This is a genomic window from Pasteurella bettyae CCUG 2042 (assembly GCF_000262245.1).
GTDB classification, from domain to species: domain Bacteria; phylum Pseudomonadota; class Gammaproteobacteria; order Enterobacterales; family Pasteurellaceae; genus Basfia; species Basfia bettyae.
Genome location: NZ_AJSX01000004.1, coordinates 124,164 through 146,810, shown reverse-complemented (window position 1 = coordinate 146,810; position 22,647 = coordinate 124,164). Strand labels below are relative to the sequence as shown.

Here is a 22,647-nt window from a genome sequence, read left to right as displayed (position 1 = left end):
TCTATCTCTATCTCTATCTCTATCTCTATCTCTATCTCTATCTCTATCTCTATCTCTATCTCTATCTCTATCTCTATCTCTATCTCTTGTCGGACATGGGTTGGACTCATTAAGGACAATGTCCTCTGTTTATTTTGTCTGTATCTTCTTTTTTTCTCTGCCCAGGCTGTTTCTGATCCGATTAAGTTTGGTATTTCAGTTAAGTAGTATTCATCATTTTCTGTTACAACCTCTAATAAGCCTTGATTGATTAAATAATTAACTGTAACCATTACATCATCATCTGTTTCATCTATGGTTAGTGCTAACTCTTTTATAAAATCACTTTCTACTCCGTCATAATAGAGTTTGCCCTCATCTTTTAGGCTTAGTAGTAAAAGTTTGAGGTAGATTATCGTGTAGGTATCTCCTCCCATATTCTCCTTAATCTTTTTATCCTCTTGTCTGTGAAAAATTCTTCTTTTAATTTTATCCAATAATATCTTTTGTTTGTTGCCACTTTAATCCTCCTTGCAATAAAAAAAGAAGTAGATTTTTTTCTCTACTTCTCCTTATGATTTATTTTTCATTATTCGCAAATTCTTTTATAATTTTCTAGCTAAAAATACTATATGCTCTTTCTCGTCCAGATGGTATTCGCATTTAAATCCTATCTTATTCAAGGTTTCTGTGAGATATTCGGGAGAATAAACTTCAAAATCTAGCATATCCGCCCATTTCTTTATGTTTTTATGCTCTCTATATGCTCCTTCGTTGCATATTAGAAACTGACCGTCCTTTACTAGAACACGATGGATTTCTCTAAAAGATACTTCTAAATTCTTCCAAAAATAAATTGTTTCAAAAGCAGTTACTATATTTATAGATTCATCTTCAAAAGGTAGTTTAGCCACGTCTGCTTCAATAATTTTACACCTGCCATCTTTTATAGCTTCGCTATTTACTGAACTTGCGATATCTACACTTGTTTTAGAATAGTCCATTCCATATACTTTTTTAGCCTTTGTTAAGAAGTATTGAACATTACGTCCACCGCCACATCCTAGATCTAAAACTAAATCCGATGTTTTAATATTCAGAAAGGATCTGCCCCATTTCGCCAATTTTTCGTGACCAATATTCATTCCTTTAACCATGAAGCGACCGCCAAAATTATTTTTTGGATTTTTTACATTTTCAAAAAAATTTTTTAACATTTTTATCTCCATTTTTATCTCCTATTGATAACTATTATCAGTGTAATTTTATCATAAATTTCATGTTTATTCAATTTTATATCCTATCTGCCTTGATATTTCCCAGATTTTCGATAATCGAAATTCTTGATTTCCGATTTTCGGAATTCTGGACTTCTGCTTTTCGGAAGTCTTGTTATTATGGTTATCCAAGGGTGTAACTTTTCGTTACTCCCTTAGATTTCTCTAGTCATATCTTTTTTGTTTGGTTTTACTTTTTCTTTTACTTTCCTTTTGACTTTCTCTTTTGTCTTATCCTTGCTCTTGGATAGGTCTTTGTATTTCTTTATTTGCTTTAGGATACTTTCTTTTTCTTTTTTATTTTCTTTTGCTATGACTTGCTTAAAGGCATATTCCATTACTTTTATGTCTTTGGCTTTGAAGAATATTTCATAGTTTTTGCTTTCTTTGTTTTTCATTACTGAGAAACTTACTCCAAGTTTGTTTAGTTCTTTTTTTAAGTCTTTGAGGTCGCTTTGATCTATGCTTATATTTTCTAGTTGTCCTTTCTTGTAGAGGTCTTTTATTTTCATTTCATCACCCATAAGGCTTTTTAGGTTTCCATTTGCTTTTTCTAAAGTATCATTCATCTTTTTTCTTATTTCTTTTTCAAGATTGATTGATTCTTTTGCAGCCTTTATTGTGTATGATATTATGGTTTGTGCTGCTTGACCTGCTTCTTTGCTTATTTCTTCGTTTATCATGCTTTTCTCTCCTTTGTTTGATTTAAAAAAAGGGAAGTATAGGCTTTAATTTTTCTATACTTCCCTTTGATTGTTTTTATTTTATTGTTGTTGGTGGTGGAATGCTTTATTTTGATGTTTTTATATATTTATTAGGTCTTTGTACCTTTTATACTTTTAAATAGCTTACAATACCTTTCCACCTTTAGTAGTTTATGTGTGTTCTTTTGTCTGATAGATAGTTTTTCATATTGGAATATATAATCTGTATTTCTTCATTGTTCATTGTTTTTATTTCTTCTGTGCTTTTATATGTTTTGTATGTTCCATCTTGATCTGCTTTTATGAGTTCATCTATTAGCTCTTGCCTTTTATTCATCTCTATTACCTCCTAGATCTGCCTTTAGTTGTATAGCTTGGATAAGATATTTTTACCAGGTCTTATCTTTCTTGATTTTTGTAATAGTCTTTAGTCATTTGCCTTTTTTCATTAAATCTATCACTGTCTTGCTTATACTCTTTTATCTTTTCTATGATACTTTCTTTTTTATTTACCTTGGCTATGGCTTATTTAAAATCATATTCCATTTGCTTTTTCTAAAGTTTTATTCATCTTTTTTCTTATTTCTTTTTCAAGATTTATGGATTCTTTTGCTGCCTTTATTGAGTATGACATTATGGTTATTCTGAGAATAAAAAAGGAGGACTTCTACACTTTGGCGTAAAAAGTCCTCTCGGTTTAAAAACTAATGTTTTGTTGTTGTTTCTATTTAGCAATTTTTAAAAAAGATATTGCTATATAAAAGCATTTCTGAATTTAGGTAGGGTGAAATAATTTGAATGATTGTAATGTTGTATCTTGTCATTTCCATCATTATCCCCCAATTTCCTCTATGAAAAATCCTAAATCATTCCTGCTTTTTCAAAATGTTTCTTCAATAGTTTCTTGGAAATTATTGCTCCAATCAACGCACAAATCGCTATAACAACAAGAAATATTACTGAGGTCATAGGGGAAACAAGTTTAGTTAGAGTTTCCATGTATTCACTGCCAAACATTTTTTCATAAGATTTAATCGTTTGCTCTGCATAGAAAAGAAATGGAACACACATTCCACCAAAACCAGCAAGAGCACAAAATGTTATATAACCGATTGTTAATCCTTTATAATTTTGTATTCCCTTTGTTTGTGCAATTACCATTGCAATAATTCCTGCGATTATCAAACTAATTATATATGGCGGATAAAAGCTTATAATTCCTGTAAGTATGCAGAACAATAAAATCATCCATGGATTTTTTGTTTTTACCGGAACCAAAAAATAAGCAATAGCTCCAATAATTGCCCATATTGGAACAGCCAATAACATTGTATATGGCGTTACGAACAAAAAGGATAATACTCTATATAAAACCTGTGAGCATAACACCATTAGTGCTGTAATAATTAAATCTTTAATTTGAAATTTCTTTTTTTCTTCCATAATCATTCTCCTTATTTTTAAATATTTTTTATTTTCATAATGATGATAGTTATATAAAATACCATCATTATTACTAGCAATAACATATCAAGCATACGAAATTTGACTTCTGTATAACTAGTTTTTTTGCACGAAACTCCAAGTCCTCGTGTCTCAACAGATGCCGACAACTCAGTTGCAGTACATAACATTCGCATTAACATAGGAATCAACAGCATTTCATAAATTTTAAATGGATGTTTTAAAAATCCAAGGAAGGAAATATCAATCCCTCTCGTTTTAATTCCCTGCCTTATACAAATAAAATCATGTTTCAAGGTAGGAAAAAATCTTAATATAACAGCCAATGGAATGTTTAAATAATATGGGAATTTCATATTTTGCAAAGAAGCTAATACTTCAGATACATCACTTGTCCTACTCATATTAATAGCCGCAAATGTCAATGTTACAAAGCGAAGGATAAAGTAGTGTATTGTTGTTGAAATAAATAAAGGACTTATTTCTGCTACCATAAACAACACTACATATAAAACTAAGAATTTAAAACAATTTTTGTAAATTCCACTTATCATTCCATATGCAAACACCGATAAAAAAAGTAGAACTTCATACTTTTTACCAGTTAATGTAAATGCTAAAATCCCTATAATTAAAACTTGTAACAGCTTAATCCTTGGATCATATCTTATTCCATTATGTTTACAAGATTTGTTCATTCTTCATATCTCTCATTCTGTAATAAAAATCTTTTTATTATTTCAAAATCATCGCTACTCTTTAAGCTGATGCTTTGAATGATAGTATTGTTCTCTATAAACACTGCTTTAGTTGCTACTTTACTTAAAAACTCTAAATCATGAGAAATAACAAAAATCAGTTTTCCTTTTTTACGAAGATAATTTATTGCTTCCGATACACCTTTCATGTTCTCATAATCAAGTCCACTGGTTGGCTCATCAAAAATCAGAATTTTTTTATTTGAAGCTATAGCAGCTGCAATAGTAACTCGCTGCTTTTGCCCTCCTGATAAGCTATGCGGATGTCTATCTCTTAATGATGAAATATTCAATAAAGTCAGCGCATTTTCTATTTTTTCATCATTTTGCTTAATACTATTCATAGAACTGAGCATTAACTCAGAAACAACAGAATCGGAGTACAATTGATAATCTGCATCTTGCATTACAAAATATACACTTTTATGTAAATTCTTTTGCTTTGTAAGTTTGCTTTCAATAAAAAATTGTCCACTTTTTGCTTTTAATAAACCTGACATTATTTTCCCTAATGTAGTTTTGCCGTTTCCATTGTGCCCAACTATAGCTACTGTATCACCAAAATTTCCTTCTAAATTACAATTATTTAAAATCGAATTATTTGCATTATACGAAAATGATAAATTCTCCACCTTAAAGTCTGGTTGTTGCTTACTAATAGGTGCATTGTTCTTCAAGCCATACTTGATATTGCTCAAATTAAATGTTCTAAGTTTATATGTTTGAAGATCTGTTTCATTCAAATTTCCAATATCATCGTGATTTAGTTGCCTATCAATTTCTCCATCTTTCATTATCAAGCATTTATCTACCAAATTTTTTAAGTAGAACAATCTATGCTCTGAAACAATCACTGTATGTCCTTGTTTCTTTAAGCTTTCCATTATTTCCTTCAATTTAAGAATTGAAGGAATATCTAAATTTGCAGATGGCTCATCGAAAACATAAATCTTAGGATTCAAGGTTTTTGCAGCTATAATCGCTATCTTCTGTTTTTCACCACTAGATAAAGAAAACATATCCCTATCCATAAGATTTTCAGCTTCAAAATCGTGAAACGAACAATTTACTCTATCTATCATTTCATCTCTATCTATTCCATAATTTTCAAGAGCAAATGCCACTTCATTGGTACTATTCGTTGTAAAAAATTGACTTCGTGGATTTTGAAATATAGAAGCCGTATTTTTACCCATTTCTCCGGGAGTAACAGTCTTTATATCATCTCCTATTACTTTCACGCTCCCAGTCAAAACTCCTTCAAAGAAATGAGGAATCAAGCCGTTTATCAATCTTGTAACAGTTGTTTTCCCTGAACCAGACTGACCAGTAAACAATACAAATTCTCCTTCTTTAATTTTAAAATTTATATTCTTTAGACACCCTTCTTTTTGTGCCCCATAGCTGAAGCTCACATTCTCAAAATCAATAAGTACATTTCCCATTTCATCACCTATATTTGCCAACCAATAGATTGTTTTTTAATTTCAATGAAATGTTTATATACTCCATCTTGACCAATTAGTTCCTTATGATTGCCTCGTTGTACAATTCTACCCTTATCAATGACAATAATTTGATCTGCTTCTCTTACTGTAGATAGTCTATGTGCAATACTAATAAGCGTTTTATTTTTTGTTAATTCATTAATTGCACTGATTAACATATACTCGTTTTCAGGATCTACACTTGATGTTGCCTCATCAAGTATAATAATTGGAGCATCCTTAAGAATTGCTCGTGCAATTGAAATTCTCTGTTTTTCTCCTCCGGATAATGTTGATCCGCCTTCACCAACAACAGTATCGTACCCATCACTAAGGCTTGTTATAAATTCATGACAGCATGCTTTCTTGCAAGCCTCTACCACCTCTTCATAATGCGATGTGTGTGGAAACATGTCGAATAATTGAATTTTTTGCATTTGGTAATGAGTCAGTTCTGTTAAGTCTTTACCCATAGTAACTGCATTACAGCTTGAGTAAAGAATAAACGGAGGTTGCATTTCATTGAGAAATTGTGCCAAAGCCTTACCAATACCTCGACGTGGTGGATTGACTATCACCAAATCAGGTTTGCTTTGTTCTTTATTCAGGGCAAAATTGGCAGCATCAAGGGACTGAAAATTTACCTTTTTTAGACCGCACTTTTGCGCAGATAAGGTGGCGGAATAGATAGCTGAAGGAGATATTTCAATACCTGTGAGCTCAATGTCAGGACGGGTTACCGATAAAGCCTTAGCACAATGTAAACCAAAACCTCCAACACCACAGAATAAATCCCATAATTTGGCAATGGGTAAATCTTTTATCCATTGTTGTGCGGTACCATATAATCCTTCTGCCACCTGTGGATTAGTTTGAAAAAAACCTTGTGGACGAATAAATAAAGGAATCTAATTAAATCGTTCTTCTAATACTTGTTGCTCCGTAAAAAAGATTTCTTTTTCACCTTCTAAAATTGCTGCAGGTTGCGGCTGGATATTGGCAGTAATGACTTTTAATTGAGGCAATTTGGCTATTAAGCCAGTAATTTCTCGCTCAATTAATGGAATTTTTGTTTCAGAACGTAGCACAAAACGTAGCATTACGTCACCTGAATAACAACTTTCTGTGAGTAGGATATATTTGAGTTCGCCTTTTTATTTTTGAATGTTGTAAGGCACCAATCCCGCCCGACCAATAAAGTCTTTTAAGATAGGAAACAGTGAGGCAAAACTTTTTGGATAAAGCTCACAATCAATCAGCTCCACGGCACTTTGTGGATCGGTTGGATCCTTCAAAATACCTAAAATCGGACGCTCAACAGCACCGCTTACCACCATTTTAGCTTTATTACGAAAGTTTGCTTGTGCGAATTGAAAAGGGGCTATCCACTGTAGTGTTGATTGGTCAAGATGCTCGAGTTGAGATTTTAGATGGGCAATTTTTTCTATCAGTTGATTGGAATAGTTTTTCTCGATCCACTGACAGGAGGTGCATTGCTGATTTTGGAAATGTAGGCAGTTAAGCATTTATTTATTCGTTACTTGTTGAGCAATCAATATTGAGTTTGTAGTTATTTTTAGCTAGTTAGCATTTTTACCAAAATTTTGTCATTAGTTGTGGCCAAATAAAATTGTCTAGAACTTTTAAGTTGCTTAGTTTTCAAAGGCAAACTTAAACATATTTAGGCCTTTGCATCTAACCAACGTTGTTGCAATATCGATAATTTTTTATTATTTTCGAGCCATCGGCTTGTCTTTGTTAATTCATTCCAGCTGAAAGATTTCTTTTTAAATAAAGAGGTTAAGCGTTGCTGGCGTGCTTCAAAGTGCGGTTGATTTTCAGAAAATTTTAATCCATCAAGCACCTGAATGACTCCTTCAGGCTCATTACAAAGTAATAATAAATCACAGCCTGCGGCAAGTGCTTTTTCACTACGTGCAACAAAATCACCCATGAAATGTGCCCCTTTCATACCTAAATCATCGGAGAAAATTGCACCTTGGAAGCCAAGTTGTTTACGTAAAACTTCTTGTAACCAATAGCTTGAACCACTAGCTGGTTGGCTATCACATTGGCTATAAATCACATGCGCGGGCATAACCGCATCTAATTTATTTTGTGCAATGAGTTGTTTGAATGGTTGAATATCTTGTTCAAAAATGACTTTGCTTGGACGTTCATCATAAGGCGTTTCTAAATGGCTATCGGCTAAAACATGACCATGACCAGGAAAATGTTTACCCGTAGTTGCCATGCCTGCTAAATGCATTCCATCAATAAAGGCAGAGGCTAAGGGAATGACGGTTTCTATCTCTGAATTGAAACTACGATCTCCAATGGCTCGACATTCATGCCCGAGATCTAAAACTGGCGCAAAACTGAGATCAATATCTAACGCTGCCATTTCCGCAGCCATTAGCCAGCCCGCTTCTTTAGCAGTTTCAAGTTGTAATTTTGGATCTTCAATCATTGCCGCAAAAGCCTGCATAGCAGGAAGTTGAGTAAAACCATTGCGGAAACGTTGTACACGTCCGCCTTCTTGATCAACAGTAATCAACAAAGGTTTTTTTACACGTTGGCGAATGTCTTTAATTAGTGCCTGAATTTGTTCACGATCGTAAAAATTACGTGTAAATAAAATTAATCCTGCGACTAAAGGGTGTTCTAGTAATTCAATTTCTTCTTGTTGTAATTCTTGACCTTTAAGGTCCATGAGTAACGTTGACATATAAACCTAATAAAATAATAGACAAATAGGATGTCTAAGCACAAGACATTAATTCATATGGAGATATAAGCGATAGTTTACACTTTCAGGTGTTGGTCTGCTAAGGTTTATTTCTGATTTTTGTAAGGGTTGTAACAGCAGTGAGGCACGATATTTATCTTGTTGTGGACTAAATACCTGAGTAACCCCGTTTTGATCATACCAATATAAACTGTAGCACACATTAATCGGTTGATTGGTTTTGTTTTTTACCCAAGCTGAATTTTGGCTAACGCTAGCTTCTATATAAGAATTAGCATCAGCAGTAATATTCAAAATAGGTTTTTGGCTATGAGTTAAACTTGGTTTTTGTATTGAACAAGCTGCTAACAATAAGTTAACAGCGACTAATATAAACTTTTTCATATGATTTACTTACTTAGCAACAAGGGGTCCTAAAGGTTCACCGCCTAATAAGTGCATATGAATATGGAAAACTTCTTGGCCTGCATGTTTATTGCAATTAACAATGAGACGATAACCATCTTCAGCAATGCCTTCTTGTTGAGCAATTTTCGCTGCGACTATAAATAAATGGCCTAATGCAAGTTCATCTTCTGTCGTCACATCATTTACGGTGGCAATGAGTTTGTTAGGAATAATCAAAATATGTGTTTTGGCTTGTGGTGAAATATCACGAAATGCAGTGACTAATTCATCTTGATAAAGGATATTTGCAGGAATTTCTTTACGAATAATTTTGCTAAAAATGGTTTCTTCTGACATTTTTTATTCCCTATATTTTTTTGAAAAATTTACCGCACTTTTTATCAGAAATTAGACAAAATAGCAATTTATCAACTTAAATTAAAAAGCAACTAAATTCTGAACTTTTGGATCATTCCTATGAATATGACTCTTTTGGGTTAACTTTGATTTAAGTCAACTTTTTTTTAAAAGAGAGACCTAGATCACATAAATAACTATTATATAGTATATGAATTTCTTATAATTCAGCCACTAACAATTTACTTTTAGTCTGCAGTATTTTTCTAGCAATCAAATTAGCTTAATTAATTTGGATCAGGGTATTATTCGAGGAAATGAAAAATGAAAACAGAAGATATTAAATCTACTTGTATAGCCTCACCTACCGAAATCGCTGTGACAGGTCGAGACGTTGGCGCTTATAAAGCAACTAAAAAACAATATTATTCTTTTCTATCGGCAATTTCATCAGGTATGTTTATTGCTCTCGCATTTGTATTTTATACAACTACACAAACAGGTGGCGGTGGTTCCCCTTGGGGACTGACTAAACTGGTGGGAGGATTAGTATTCTCTCTAGGTGTTATTATGGTTGTTGTTTGTGGTTGTGAACTCTTTACTTCGTCGACCTTATCAATTATTGCTCGTGTTGACGGAAAAATATCTACCTATGAAATGTTACGTAACTGGATTGTTGTCTATTTGGGTAACTTTGTTGGCGGCTTGTTTATTGTGGCATTAATTTGGTTTTCAGGTCAAATCATGGCAGACAATGGGCAATGGGGGTTAACTATTTTAAAAACTGCTCAACATAAGGTAGAGCATACTTGGATTGAAGCATTCTGTTTAGGTATTCTGTGTAATATTATGGTATGTATAGCTGTCTGGATGGCTTATGCAGGTAAGACGTTAACAGATAAAGCGTTTATTATGATTTTACCTATTGCCTTGTTTGTTGCCTCTGGTTTTGAACACTGTGTTGCGAATATGTTTATGATTCCAATGGGAATGCTTATTGCACATGCGGGTTCTCCAGAGTTTTGGCAAACAATTGGATTAAATCCTGAACAATTTGCAAATTTAGATGTCTATCATCTTATAGTTAAAAATTTAATTCCAGTGACTTTAGGTAATATTGTCGGAGGGGCGATTTGCATAGGTTTAATGCAATGGTATACCAGTCGCCCACATTAATTAGGGAATAAGGACGCTGACTTATTTATTAAGTGAGCGTTCTTATAAGATTTTAATGTTTTATCAATACTAAACAATAAGGAAGTATGAACAATGGTTGAATTAACTGAAGCTCAAAAAAAAGCATGGGAAGGATTTGTTCCTGGTGAATGGCAAAATGGTGTAAATCTTCGTGATTTTATCCAAAAGAACTATACACCTTATGAAGGTGACGAATCATTTTTAGCTGATGCAACTCCAGCAACACTTGAGTTATGGAATAATGTGATGGAAGGCATTAAAGTTGAAAATAAAACTCATGCTCCTTTAGATTTTGACGAATATACACCATCAACTATTACTTCTCATAAGCCAGGTTATATCAATAAAGATTTAGAAAAAATTGTTGGTCTACAAACTGATGCTCCATTAAAACGTGCAATTATGCCATATGGTGGTATTAAAATGATCAAAGGCTCATGTGAAGTCTATGGTCGTAAATTAGATCCTCAAATTGAATTTATTTTTACTGAATATCGTAAAACCCATAACCAAGGTGTATTTGATGTATATACACCAGATATTTTACGTTGCCGTAAATCAGGTGTGTTAACAGGTTTGCCAGATGCTTATGGTCGTGGTCGTATTATCGGTGATTATCGTCGTTTAGCAGTATATGGTATTGACTATTTGATGGCTGATAAAAAAGCACAATTTACTTCATTACAAGCTCGCTTAGAAGCTGGTGAAGATATTCAAGCCACAATTCAATTACGTGAAGAAATTGCTGAACAACACAGAGCTTTAGGCAAAATTAAAGAAATGGCAGCCTCTTATGGTTATGATATTTCTGGACCAGCAACCAATGCTCAAGAAGCTATCCAATGGACATATTTTGCATATTTAGCTGCAGTTAAATCACAAAATGGTGCAGCAATGTCATTCGGTCGTACATCTACATTCTTAGATATTTATATCGAACGTGACTTAAAACGTGGTTTAATCACTGAACAACAAGCACAAGAGTTAATGGATCATTTAGTAATGAAATTACGTATGGTTCGTTTCTTACGTACTCCTGAATACGATCAATTATTCTCAGGCGACCCAATGTGGGCAACTGAAACATTAGCAGGGATGGGATTAGATGGTCGTCCATTAGTCACTAAAAACAGCTTCCGTGTATTACATACTTTATACACAATGGGTACATCTCCAGAACCAAACTTAACTATTCTTTGGTCTGAACAATTACCAGAAGCATTCAAACGTTACTGTGCTAAAGTATCTATTGATACTTCATCTGTTCAATATGAAAACGATGATTTAATGCGTCCAGATTTCAACAACGATGATTACGCCATTGCATGCTGTGTATCTCCAATGGTTGTTGGTAAACAAATGCAATTCTTCGGTGCTCGTGCAAACTTAGCGAAAACTATGTTATATGCAATTAACGGTGGTATCGATGAAAAGAATGGTATGCAAGTTGGTCCTAAAACAGCGCCAATTACATCAGATGTGTTAGATTTCAATGAAGTTATGACACGTATGGATAGCTTCATGGACTGGTTAGCAACACAATATGTGACAGCATTAAATATTATCCACTTCATGCATGATAAATATGCTTATGAAGCAGCACTAATGGCATTCCATGATCGTGATGTATTCCGCACAATGGCTTGTGGTATTGCTGGTCTTTCAGTTGCTGCTGACTCATTATCAGCAATTAAATATGCAAAAGTTAAACCAATTCGTGGCGATATTAAAGATAAAGATGGCAACGTAGTTGCTTCAAATGTCGCTATCGACTTTGAAATCGAAGGTGAATATCCACAATTTGGTAACAATGATCCACGTGTAGATGATTTAGCTGTTGATTTAGTTGAGCGTTTTATGAAAAAAGTTCAAAAACACAAAACTTATCGCAATGCGACTCCTACACAATCTGTTCTTACTATCACGTCTAATGTGGTATATGGTAAGAAAACAGGTAATACTCCAGATGGTCGTCGTGCTGGTGCACCATTCGGTCCTGGTGCTAACCCAATGCACGGTCGTGACCAAAAAGGTGCAGTTGCTTCACTTACTTCTGTGGCTAAACTTCCATTTGCTTATGCAAAAGATGGTATTTCATATACTTTCTCAATCGTACCAAATGCATTAGGTAAAGATGATGAAGCACAACGTCGTAATTTAGCAGGCTTAATGGATGGTTATTTCCATCATGAAGCAACGGTTGAAGGTGGTCAACACTTAAATGTTAATGTTCTTAACCGTGAAATGTTATTAGACGCAATGGAACACCCAGAAAAATATCCACAATTAACAATTCGTGTATCTGGTTATGCTGTTCGTTTTAACTCATTAACCAAAGAACAACAACAAGATGTTATTACTCGTACCTTTACACAATCAATGTAATTACGTAGATAATATTAATCTATAAATAAAAAAATTCCGCTTTGAATAGGCGGAATTTTTTATATCTGAAATATTGATAATAGATTTATTGTTATTATATTGACTACGTGCAATAAGTTTTTAACCTGAAAAAAACAGATTTTTTTGTTATAATCCAGCAAGCTATCAACAATTCAATGATTTAAGGACATGCATATGTCAGTTTTAGGAAGATTTCACTCATATGAAACCTGTGGTACAGTTGATGGTCCGGGTATTCGTTTTATTTTATTTTTACAAGGTTGTTTGATGCGTTGTAAATACTGCCATAATAGAGATACGTGGGACTTGCATGGCGGTAAAGAAATTTCAGTAGAAGATTTAATGAAAGAAGTGGTGACTTATCGCCATTTTATGAATGCTTCTGGTGGGGGGGTCACTGCTTCTGGTGGGGAAGCGATTTTACAAGCTGAATTTGTGAGAGACTGGTTTAGAGCTTGCCATGAGGTGGGTATTAATACTTGCTTAGATACTAATGGTTTCGTTCGTCATCATGATCATATTATTGATGAATTAATTGATGAAACCGATCTGGTTATGCTAGATCTTAAAGAAATGAATGAACGAATTCATGAAAGCCTAATTGGTGTACCGAATAAACGTGTGCTCGATTTTGCCAAATATCTTGCTGAACGTAATAAACGTACTTGGATACGTCATGTCGTCGTGCCAGGATATACGGATAATGATGATGATATCCATATGTTAGGCTACTTTATTAAAGATATGCAGAATATTGAGAAAGTAGAGTTATTGCCTTACCATCGCTTAGGTGCCCATAAATGGGAAGTGCTTGGTGATAAATATGAATTGGAAGATGTAAAACCACCAACAAAAGAGCTTATGGAACATGTGAAAGGTATTCTTGAAGGATACGGATTAAAAAATGTAAAATATTAAAAGAAAACCATCATTATGATGGTTTTTTATGGGCTATTTTCAGTGGAAAGTGCGGTATTTTTTTGTTGTTTTTTCTGTTCTCGGCGTTTTTTAAAAAAAGCACTCAGCTTTTGACTACATTTTTCTTCTAAAATACCACCGGTCACTTCAATCACATGATTCATTTTGTAATCATCAAAAAAATGAAATCTGGAGCCTACAGCTCCTGTTTTATAGTCAGCCGCACCAAAAACCAAACGCTTAATTCGGCTATGTAGAATAGCACCTGCACACATTGTACAAGGTTCTAAAGTGACATATAGGGTAGTATTAAGTAGACGATAATTTTGTCGCTTTTGGCCAGCATTACGTAATGCAATAATTTCTGCGTGGGCAGTCGGATCTGAATTAACGATAGATAAATTCCACCCTTCACCAATAATTTTACCTTGTTCATCCACTAATACTGCACCAACAGGGATTTCGCCCAGTGCTTCTGCTTTATCCGCTAAGGAAAGCGCATGAGCCATCATATATTCATCAAAAGCTTGTTGTTCACTAATTTTCATTATTGTCATAAGCAGAATATAGGGGAAAAGTGCGGTAGAAATTTTGAAAAAGTTTACCGCACTTTAATAAGTTGAGTTATACAGAAAATGGATATTTAATCGCATCATGGCATTGATAGCCGATGACCTTAAAATCATCCATGGTTACCCAAGTTTCAAGATCTTCAAGAGATTTAATATCCGGGTTAATTTCCAATTTAGGAGATGGGAATGGCTCGCGTTTTAATTGTACATCACGCATTAATTCAAGTTGGTCTTCATAAATATGCGCATTTACAATTTTATGGTAAGCCATACCTGCTTTTTTTCCTGTAATTTGAGCCATCAGTGCTAGAAAAGTAAACACTTGAATCTGATTAAAGTTCAATCCTAAAGGAACATCACAAGAACGTTGATAGCTGGTTAAATACAATGTATCACCAAGCAATGAAAAAGTGTGATTGTACATACAAGGGCGGAGGCAACCGAGATCAAATTCACCTGGGTTGAAAAAAGTTAGAATCTCACCGCGATCATCTACACCTCGGCTTAAATTATTGACAATTTTACGTAGTTGATCAATGGTTTCGCCATTCGGTTTACGCCATGCTCGACCTTGCACTCCATAGACGCGCCCCATGTCATCGGTACCTTTACGGTGTGGGTTAGCTAGCCAAGCTTGATTTTCATTAGCATTTGCATCCCAGGTTTTCGCACCGAGTTTACGAAAATCTGCGGCATTATCATAACCTCGGATATAACCAAGGAACTCTGCGATAGCCGCTTTCCAATAACTTTTACGAGTGGTAATAATTGGAAACTGATTGTTGGCAACATCATAGTTTAAATCAGCATTAATAATGGTTAAACAACGTTTTCCTGTACGGTTATTTTGAACCCAAGTGCCTTGCTCAATAATCCGTTGGCATAAATCTAAATATTGACGCATATATCTTTCCCAAAATTTTTGTTTTTTATACCGCAGTTTTACGACGGTAGGCTATAACGATAAATAATGCACCAAGAATAATCATTGGTGTGGATAGAATTTGTCCCATTGAGATATGTTGACCAAAATATAATCCTAGCTGTACATCAGGTTCACGGAAAAATTCTACAATGAATCGGAATAAGCCATAGCATAATAAGAATAAGCCAGATACTGAACCTGTTGGGCGAGGTTTTCTAATAAACCAATTTAAGATACAGAATAATACTATGCCTTCTAAGAAAAATTCATAGAGTTGCGAAGGGTGGCGTGGTAAGTAGCCACCTGATGGGAATAGGACTGCCCAAGGCACATCGGTGACTCTTCCCCAAAGTTCATCATTGATAAAATTACCAATGCGTCCCATTCCCAGACCGAATGGAATAAGAGGAGCGATAAAATCAGCTACAGCCCAAAAATAACGTTTTTGTAATTTGCAGGTGATCAGCATGGAAATAATTACCCCAATTAAACCACCGTGAAATGACATACCGCCTTCCCAAACTCGGAAAAGGTACATTGGATCTCTGAGGAATAGATCCCATTGATAAAATAATACATAGCCAATTCGCCCACCAAGGAATACGCCAGCGAAACCGTTGAATAATAAATTATCAATTTGTTCAATTGTCCAGCCACTATTCGGTTGATTGGCTCGGCGAACAGCAAGCCAACGGGCGAACATAAAACCAATCAAATACATCAAACCATACCAGCGCAAGCTGATAGGTCCAATGGAAAAAATAATGGGATCAATTTGGGGGAAAGTTAAAAACTGGTTTTCCATAAATTTCCTTATTAAAGAATTATCCTAAAATCATCTTGATTGCCATAAGAATCAAGAAAATAGCAAAATAGGTTTTGAGTTTAGTAACAGGTAGCTTATTAGCAACTTCAGCACCAAGCTTTGAGGTAAAGAATGAAGTCACCATAATACCTAACACAGCAGGTAAATAAATATAACCTAATGACCAATTAGGCATACCTTCTGTTGCCCAACCTCCGATCATGAAACTAAACATCCCTGCACAACCCAAAAAAGCACCACAAAATGATGATGAACCAATAGCTTTTTTCATCTCAATGCCATGAGAATTAAGAAAAGGAACAATGAAGCTTCCACCGCCAATCCCTGCCGTACTTGAGGCAATCCCAATCCCAATCCCACCAAGAATCGTTTTTTGTGGTGTTAATGGTGTGATAGCAGTATTTTCAGATTTTTTCTGACGAATAGATAACACCATTTTTATGGCTAAATAGACCACTAAGAGTGCAAATAGTTTACTGGAAATATCTTTGGGTAATTTGCCGATAAATAAGCCAGAAATAAAAATGGCTATGACTGCGCTAGGGGCAAGATATTTAACGGTTTCCCATACCACATTACCCATTTTATTATGACGATAAGCAGATGATAAGCTAGTGAAAATAATCGTCGCAAAAGAGGTGCCTAATGCGGTAGCCATTAATTTTTCATCAGGTACGCCAACCATGGGCAATAAATAGAGGAGTGTAGGCACAATCACTAATCCTCCACCGATACCAAAAATACCTGCTAAAAAGCCAACAATAGTACCGACAAGTAATGTAATAATGAAAAAAGTTAGCATATTAGCCTCTGAATTTACGTTTTTTATCTTGAGTTCGATAAGGATGTTGAGCTTTTTTTACAGTATGATTTGTCTTTTTTTCATCAATAGCTGATAAAAGTACATTACTGGTTTTATTTGGATCAAAGAGGAATGTTGCGAATTCTTTCATCGCTTTGCGATACACATCACGTTTGAAAGAGATCACTTGCCGAACTGGATACCAAAAGCTTACCCAACGCCATCCATCAAATTCAGGAGAAGGGGTACAATTCATATTAATATTCTTTTCGTTAGTTATTAACTGTACAAGAAACCAGCGTTGTTTTTGTCCAATACACATTGGTTTACTATCATATCGCAACAAACGTTTTGGCAATTTATAGCGTAGCCATTGTTTGGATACATAGAGTACTTTGACATCTCTACGAGTTAATCCAACTTCTTCATACAATTCACGAAACATTGCTTGTTCTGGTGTTTCGCCATCATTGATGCCACCTTGTGGATACTGCCATGAATTTTGTCCGTACCTCTTGGCCCACATAACTTGTCCCTTGTTGTTACAAATGACAATGCCAACATTAGGACGGTAGCCATCGAAATCGATCACTATCGCTCACCTTAAATAAATGTTTTATATATTCTGATAACTCTAAATTGTTTCATAATCTGAGGTATTACTCAATCATTATCCACAGAAATCACAAATAAAGTGCGGTGATGATAGAAAAAATTTTAGTAAAGCAGCCCATAAGCAAGTTATCCACATTTCCACAAGATGTGAATAATTTAGTGGATAATCACTGAATAAGTGATAAAAAAGATTTTTTTCTCACAAAGATCTTTTTATATTACAAAAACCTAAAAAAGATCTTTATCAATAGTGCTATTTTTTAATCTTCTGCCTATTGACAAAAAACAAAGCAAATTTCCATGGTAAGTTATCCACATGAGATGAAAAAAATAAACCCGAGGTTTGGTGAAATTTATAGCGGTTTTTAGCCATTTGTGAGTTATTCAGATTTTCTGTGGATAAGATTGTGGTTGAATTTGCTAATAACTTTTGAATGTGATTTAGTAAACTTTAGTTATCTCTTTTAAAATCTAAAAAAACTTTTTAAATCAATGTGATATCTATACAGTAAGATGGATTTTGAGAGACATAAAAAGGTGCAAACTGGGCTGTATATTTTTTAATCTATCATTATTTGCTAATGAAGAGTCATGAGCATATCAGTTTTATGACAGAAATTTCCCTAACAAAGCCATGATTTTCGCTTATAATGTATCGCATTATTTGAGATAGCAATTTATGATTAAAAATTTACTCATTTTAACCGCACTTTTCTGTATGACGGGCTGTGGAACTATTGTTCAATTAATTAATCCCCGAGATAAGTATGAGGCTTATGATGGAACTAAGTTTGATTGGCAACAGGCACAGCAATGGGGTTTACCAATTTTAGATTTACCCCTTTCTTTCTTATTAGATACCGCACTTTTACCTTATGTTTGGTCACAGGAATAAATGAAACTTAATTTTCAACAACAAGAAGCCATGGAATATACCTCTGGACCTTGCTTAGTCCTTGCAGGTGCGGGGTCTGGTAAGACACGTGTGATTATTAATAAGATCGCCTATTTGATCGAAAAGTGCGGTTATTTACCAAAAGAAATTGCAGCGGTAACTTTTACTAACAAAGCCGCTCGAGAGATGAAAGAGCGTGTAGCCCATTCTATTGGTAAAGAATCAACTAAAGGTTTAACGATTTCGACTTTTCATACCTTAGGTTTCGATATTATTAAACGAGAATATAAGCATCTTGGTTTTAAAGCGAATATGACGTTATTTGACGAACATGATCAAATGGCGTTATTAAAAGAATTAACGGCTGATTTATTACAAGAGGATAAAGATCTATTACGTGAGTTGATTTCGACGATTTCAAATTGGAAAAATGATTTAGTCATGCCAAGCCAAGCGGCTAAATTTGCTCGAGATGAAAAGCAACAAACTTTTGCCAAATGTTATGAGCGTTATGCTAATCAGATTCGTGCTTATAACGCCTTAGACTTTGATGATTTAATTATGCTTCCGACTTCATTATTTAAAACTCAGCAGGAAGTGCGGTTGAAATGGCAAGAAAAAATTCGTTATTTATTAGTGGATGAGTATCAAGATACTAACACCAGTCAATATGAGCTGATTAAATTATTAGTCGGGCAACGAGCATGCTTTACGGTGGTAGGCGATGATGACCAATCTATTTATTCATGGCGTGGTGCACGTCCACAGAATATGGTGCGTTTACGTGATGATTTCCCACAATTAAAAGTGATTAAGCTTGAACAGAATTATCGTTCTACGCAACGGATTTTACATTGCGCTAATATTCTTATTGATAATAATGATCATGTTTTTGATAAAAAACTGTTCTCTAATATTGGCGAAGGTGAAAAACTACAGGTTATTGAAGCCAAAAATGAAGAACATGAGGCTGAACGTGTGGTTGGTGAACTGATTGCTCATCGTTTTATCAATAAAACAAAATATCAAGATTATGCCATTTTATATCGAGGCAATCATCAATCACGTTTATTAGAAAAAGTGCTAATGCAAAATCGTATTCCTTATAAAATTTCAGGTGGAACCTCATTTTTCTCCCGTGTAGAAATTAAGGATATGATGGCTTATTTGCGATTACTTGTGAATCAAGACGACGATTCTGCATTTTTGCGTATTGTGAATACCCCAAAACGTGAAATCGGTACGGCAACCTTAGAAAAATTAGGCATGTTAGCCAATCAAAAACACGTGAGCTTATTTGAAGCAATTTTTGATTTTGACTTAATTCAGCTTGTTACTCCTAAAGCTTATAATGCGTTACAAAACTTTGGGCGTTGGATGGTGGAATTAAGTGATGAAGTGGTACGTTCTGAACCACAACGCGCCGTTCGTTCCATGTTGGCACAGATTCACTATGAAGAATATTTATATGAATATGCCAATAGTCCTAAAGCTGCCGAAATGCAGTCAAAGAACGTGGTGACTTTATTTGAGTGGGTGAATGATATGCTCAAAGGAGATGAATTTAATGAGCCAATGACCTTAAATCAAGTAGTCACTCGTCTCACTTTACGAGATATGCTAGAACGTGGAGAAGAGGATGATGAGTCTGATCAGGTGCAACTGATGACTTTGCATGCATCCAAAGGGCTAGAATTTCCCCATGTGTTTTTAGTGGGAATGGAAGAGGGGATTTTACCTCATCAAACTAGCATTGATGAAGATAATGTAGAAGAAGAACGACGCCTAGCTTATGTAGGTATTACTAGAGCACAACGTACATTACGTTTTACTTTATGTAAAGAACGCCGTCAATTTGGTGAGTTAATTAAACCTGAAGCAAGTCGTTTCTTATTGGAATTACCACAAGATGATTTGCAATGGGAGCGTGATAAGCCAGCGTTAACGGCAGAACAAAAAGAACAGAAAGCGGTAGCCAATATTGCTAATTTGCGAGCAATGTTAAAACGTAATTAAATGAAATTGAGTTAAATTGCACATAATTCCGACAAATGAGTGACGGATTACAAAGTTTTGTAAAAAATCATTTGACTTATTTTCAGAAAAAAGTATGATACCGCCCACAAACCGACGACGGTGAGATGGCCGAGAGGCTGAAGGCGCTCCCCTGCTAAGGGAGTATGTGGTCAAAAACTGCATCGAGGGTTCGAATCCCTCTCTCACCGCCATTTACTCTCAGGGCACCCGTAGCTCAGCTGGATAGAGTACTCGGCTACGAACCGAGCGGTCAAAGGTTCGAATCCTTTCGGGTGCGCCATTTCAATTTTTACTCTAGATTGAACTGGTCAATAATAGATTGCGAGAATAAATAAAGTTTGCTAATATTGAGAAATCAATCAGCGCACCCGTAGCTCAGCTGGATAGAGTACTCGGCTACGAACCGAGCGGTCAAAGGTTCGAATCCTTTCGGGTGCGCCATTTCACTAAATCTCTTAATTCCCTTTTTATCAAAACTAACTGATTTTTTCTTATTCACTTATTTATTTAGCCATATATTTCATGAGTTAATATTTTATTAGTTGGTTGTAACTAATCTTGTTTTAACACCCAAGGTTGGGCAATCGTAAGAGAATACCAGTTTGCAATTAAATGAGTTTGTTCGCTCTCTGGAATAGAAAAAGGGATAAGTGTAAGAATATCCCTATGTATTTCTAAAATTTTTGGAAAATATACCGCACTTTTAATTTCTTCCATAATGTCTTTATGTAGAGGTTGAGCTGCATAGCCCCTGTTTATTCGACCTAAAGCCATGGCAAGATGCAATAATTCCATTTCCATTTGTTTGGTTGTAACATCAACTTTCCAATAATATATAAGACGTTTCTCAATTCTTAACATGATAGTTGATAAATTACTATTAATTAGCTGTCGCTCTTCTAATAATATTAAATGTTCTGCTAATTTCATAAGACTCATGGGGTAAGTTCGGATCATTTTTAAGCATAACAAATGTATTAAAATTAAACAGTGCATAGATCACAAATTTATAGGAAAATGTAGAAAAATAAAAAAGAGGATAAACATGTTCGATTTTGAGCTGATTAATCAATATGATGCACTGATTTTTGATATGGATGGTACACTTATAGATACGATGCCTAGTCATACTCTTGCCTGGGAAAAAGTAGGCGAAGTATTAGGCTATCCGATTAAAGGTGATGTGATGTATGAGTTTGCAGGCGCTCCTACTAAAGTGATTGCAGAAGAAACTATGCGCCGTTATGGTGTCCCCCTTGAACTAGAAGAACAATTAGTTATTTTAAAACGTAATTTTGGACGAAAGTTAGTTATTGAGAAAGCGACATTGCTGCCAACTATACAAGTTTTACAACATTTTTATCGTAAAAAACCATTGGCGTTGGGAACAGGTTCGCATCAAAGTATGGTGGATTTGTTGTTAAACCACTTTAATTTAGCGCATTATTTTAATGCGATGGTGGTGGCTGAGGATGTAAAACAGCATAAACCTGCTCCTGAGACGTTTTTGCGTTGTGCAGAATTATTGAATGTAGAACCTAAACATTGTTTAGTGTTTGAAGATGCAGATTTTGGTGTTCAAGCTGCATTGGCTGGTGGCATGGATGTGTGGGATATTCGCTTCAATAATATTATTACAAATAAATAAGAGATAAAAATAAAATCGCCACAATGAGATATAAAATGAACTATAGAATGTTGATGTTGTATTATGTTTGAATGGACATTTTGGGCAGAGTTTTGGCAACATCATAGCCTTTATTTAATGTTTGCGAGTAGTTTTCTTAGTGCAACAGTGTTGCCTGGCAGTTCAGAGATTATTTTTCTTGGATTAGCAACGGCGATGCAATTATCTGCTCAACATTATTTTTCTAGTTCAATATTGCTTTTATTAGTGGTAGCAACTATTGGTAATACTTTAGGTGGAATGACAACCTATTGGATTGGATGTTGGTTGCCATCCCCTGAGCTTAGTCAGCAATCTAATGCAAAAGTGCGGTGGGTTTTAGAAAAATTTAAGCGTTATGGTAGCTTTGCTTTATTATTAAGTTGGATGCCAGTTGTAGGTGATGTGTTTTGTGCAGTCGCAGGTTGGATAGGTTTACCTTGGGGAAAGGTTTTTAGCTTTATGTTAATAGGTAAAACCTTACGTTATGTATTTTTATGCTATTTGGTCATTGGTTATCAATTTTTATAAATGTTAAAAATAAGTTAGATTTGCTAAAATAAAAAAGCCACTCATTGAGATGAGTGGCAAAATATAACCTAAGGAACCAATTTTTTATTATTAAT

Annotated in this window: 22 protein-coding genes, 3 tRNA genes and 2 pseudogenes; 10 read left to right on the top strand and 17 right to left on the bottom strand. The window is 34.7% G+C overall.

Features of this window, described 5'->3' with window-relative positions; translation table 11 throughout:
* The 11 genes and pseudogenes from HMPREF1052_RS00935 to hinT form a co-directional block, all read right to left on the bottom strand.
* A partial coding sequence (locus HMPREF1052_RS00935; RefSeq protein ID WP_005758635.1) for a phage replisome organizer N-terminal domain-containing protein occupies nt 1–476 on the bottom strand: 476 nt, incomplete at its 3' end.
* A 108-nt stretch (nt 477–584) separates the two neighbouring features.
* On the bottom strand, nt 585–1,208 hold the full coding sequence (locus HMPREF1052_RS00930; RefSeq protein ID WP_005758381.1) for a class I SAM-dependent methyltransferase: 624 nt from the start codon (nt 1,206–1,208) through the stop codon (nt 585–587).
* A 203-nt stretch (nt 1,209–1,411) separates the two neighbouring features.
* The gene (locus HMPREF1052_RS00925; protein WP_005758499.1) at nt 1,412–1,939 is read right to left on the bottom strand and encodes a PcfB family protein; all 528 of its coding nucleotides are present in this window, start codon (nt 1,937–1,939) and stop codon (nt 1,412–1,414) included.
* Nucleotides 1,940–2,501: 562 nt separating this feature from the next.
* Nucleotides 2,502–2,594: pseudogene (locus tag HMPREF1052_RS11295) on the bottom strand (PcfB family protein); the annotation flags it as partial.
* Between the two features lie 227 nt (nt 2,595–2,821).
* Nucleotides 2,822–3,403, bottom strand: a complete 582-nt coding sequence (locus tag HMPREF1052_RS00915) for an MptD family putative ECF transporter S component (RefSeq protein ID WP_005758469.1) — start codon at nt 3,401–3,403, stop codon at nt 2,822–2,824.
* Nucleotides 3,404–3,420: 17 nt separating this feature from the next.
* Nucleotides 3,421–4,122, bottom strand: a complete 702-nt coding sequence (locus HMPREF1052_RS00910; protein ID WP_005758640.1) for an energy-coupling factor transporter transmembrane component T family protein — start codon at nt 4,120–4,122, stop codon at nt 3,421–3,423.
* Nucleotides 4,119–5,627, bottom strand: a complete 1,509-nt coding sequence (locus tag HMPREF1052_RS00905; protein WP_005758463.1) for an ABC transporter ATP-binding protein — start codon at nt 5,625–5,627, stop codon at nt 4,119–4,121. The genes HMPREF1052_RS00910 and HMPREF1052_RS00905 overlap by 4 nt, the downstream gene beginning before the upstream one ends.
* Nucleotides 5,628–5,635: 8 nt before the next feature.
* Nucleotides 5,636–7,195 (bottom strand): annotated as a pseudogene (gene rlmC, locus HMPREF1052_RS11680) (23S rRNA (uracil(747)-C(5))-methyltransferase RlmC).
* Nucleotides 7,196–7,350: 155 nt separating this feature from the next.
* Complete coding sequence (nagZ, locus tag HMPREF1052_RS00895; protein WP_005758392.1) at nt 7,351–8,397, bottom strand: beta-N-acetylhexosaminidase; 1,047 nt, start codon at nt 8,395–8,397, stop codon at nt 7,351–7,353.
* A 48-nt stretch (nt 8,398–8,445) separates the two neighbouring features.
* The gene (locus HMPREF1052_RS00890) at nt 8,446–8,802 is read right to left on the bottom strand and encodes a DUF1425 domain-containing protein (RefSeq protein ID WP_005758354.1); all 357 of its coding nucleotides are present in this window, start codon (nt 8,800–8,802) and stop codon (nt 8,446–8,448) included.
* 9 nt (nt 8,803–8,811) lie between these two features.
* Nucleotides 8,812–9,162, bottom strand: a complete 351-nt coding sequence (gene hinT / locus HMPREF1052_RS00885; RefSeq protein ID WP_005758446.1) for a purine nucleoside phosphoramidase — start codon at nt 9,160–9,162, stop codon at nt 8,812–8,814.
* A 324-nt stretch (nt 9,163–9,486) separates the two neighbouring features.
* On the opposite strand from hinT, the gene focA reads away from it, so the two are divergent.
* From focA to pflA, 3 genes are all read left to right on the top strand, one after another.
* Nucleotides 9,487–10,338 carry a formate transporter FocA gene (focA, locus tag HMPREF1052_RS00880; RefSeq protein WP_005758536.1) on the top strand — a complete coding sequence of 284 codons (852 nt, stop codon included), beginning with the start codon at nt 9,487–9,489 and terminating at the stop codon, nt 10,336–10,338.
* A 93-nt stretch (nt 10,339–10,431) separates the two neighbouring features.
* Nucleotides 10,432–12,744, top strand: coding sequence for a formate C-acetyltransferase (pflB, locus tag HMPREF1052_RS00875; protein ID WP_005758374.1), 2,313 nt, complete (start codon nt 10,432–10,434; stop codon nt 12,742–12,744).
* 195 nt (nt 12,745–12,939) lie between these two features.
* The gene (gene pflA, locus HMPREF1052_RS00870) at nt 12,940–13,683 is read left to right on the top strand and encodes a pyruvate formate lyase 1-activating protein (protein ID WP_005758626.1); all 744 of its coding nucleotides are present in this window, start codon (nt 12,940–12,942) and stop codon (nt 13,681–13,683) included.
* A gap of 26 nt (nt 13,684–13,709) precedes the next feature.
* Here the strand turns inward: pflA and tadA are convergent, their stop codons facing one another.
* From tadA to rppH, 5 genes are all read right to left on the bottom strand, one after another.
* On the bottom strand, nt 13,710–14,231 hold the full coding sequence (gene tadA / locus HMPREF1052_RS00865) for a tRNA adenosine(34) deaminase TadA (RefSeq protein WP_005758597.1): 522 nt from the start codon (nt 14,229–14,231) through the stop codon (nt 13,710–13,712).
* A gap of 76 nt (nt 14,232–14,307) precedes the next feature.
* A complete protein-coding gene (locus HMPREF1052_RS00860) occupies nt 14,308–15,159 on the bottom strand; it encodes a thymidylate synthase (protein ID WP_005758568.1) in 852 nt (283 codons plus the stop codon).
* 25 nt (nt 15,160–15,184) lie between these two features.
* Entirely contained in the window at nt 15,185–15,985 is an 801-nt protein-coding gene (lgt, locus tag HMPREF1052_RS00855; RefSeq protein WP_005758394.1) for a prolipoprotein diacylglyceryl transferase, read from the bottom strand.
* Nucleotides 15,986–16,004: 19 nt separating this feature from the next.
* Nucleotides 16,005–16,808 (bottom strand): sulfite exporter TauE/SafE family protein, encoded by an 804-nt coding sequence (locus HMPREF1052_RS00850; RefSeq protein WP_005758423.1) that lies wholly within the window; start codon nt 16,806–16,808, stop codon nt 16,005–16,007.
* 1 nt (nt 16,809) lies between these two features.
* Nucleotides 16,810–17,400, bottom strand: coding sequence for an RNA pyrophosphohydrolase (gene rppH / locus HMPREF1052_RS00845; RefSeq protein WP_005758616.1), 591 nt, complete (start codon nt 17,398–17,400; stop codon nt 16,810–16,812).
* Nucleotides 17,401–18,102: 702 nt separating this feature from the next.
* Between rppH and HMPREF1052_RS00840 the strand changes: the two genes are divergently transcribed.
* The 5 genes from HMPREF1052_RS00840 to HMPREF1052_RS00820 all read left to right on the top strand — a co-directional run bounded on the left by HMPREF1052_RS00840 (nt 18,103) and on the right by HMPREF1052_RS00820 (nt 20,796).
* Nucleotides 18,103–18,318, top strand: coding sequence for a YceK/YidQ family lipoprotein (locus tag HMPREF1052_RS00840; protein WP_005758481.1), 216 nt, complete (start codon nt 18,103–18,105; stop codon nt 18,316–18,318).
* Nucleotides 18,319–20,334, top strand: coding sequence for a DNA helicase Rep (rep, locus tag HMPREF1052_RS00835; protein ID WP_005758619.1), 2,016 nt, complete (start codon nt 18,319–18,321; stop codon nt 20,332–20,334).
* Between the two features lie 119 nt (nt 20,335–20,453).
* Nucleotides 20,454–20,546: transfer RNA gene (locus HMPREF1052_RS00830), tRNA-Ser, on the top strand.
* Nucleotides 20,547–20,558: 12 nt separating this feature from the next.
* Nucleotides 20,559–20,635: transfer RNA gene (locus tag HMPREF1052_RS00825), tRNA-Arg, on the top strand.
* Between the two features lie 84 nt (nt 20,636–20,719).
* Nucleotides 20,720–20,796, top strand: a tRNA-Arg gene (locus HMPREF1052_RS00820).
* A gap of 111 nt (nt 20,797–20,907) precedes the next feature.
* Here HMPREF1052_RS00820 and HMPREF1052_RS00815 read toward each other — a convergent pair.
* A complete protein-coding gene (locus HMPREF1052_RS00815) occupies nt 20,908–21,294 on the bottom strand; it encodes a hypothetical protein (RefSeq protein WP_115172925.1) in 387 nt (128 codons plus the stop codon).
* A 106-nt stretch (nt 21,295–21,400) separates the two neighbouring features.
* Between HMPREF1052_RS00815 and HMPREF1052_RS00810 the strand changes: the two genes are divergently transcribed.
* Entirely contained in the window at nt 21,401–22,003 is a 603-nt protein-coding gene (locus HMPREF1052_RS00810; protein WP_005758466.1) for a beta-phosphoglucomutase family hydrolase, read from the top strand.
* A gap of 63 nt (nt 22,004–22,066) precedes the next feature.
* On the top strand, nt 22,067–22,552 hold the full coding sequence (locus tag HMPREF1052_RS00805) for a YqaA family protein (RefSeq protein ID WP_005758625.1): 486 nt from the start codon (nt 22,067–22,069) through the stop codon (nt 22,550–22,552).
* The last annotated feature ends 95 nt before the right edge of the window (nt 22,553–22,647 follow it).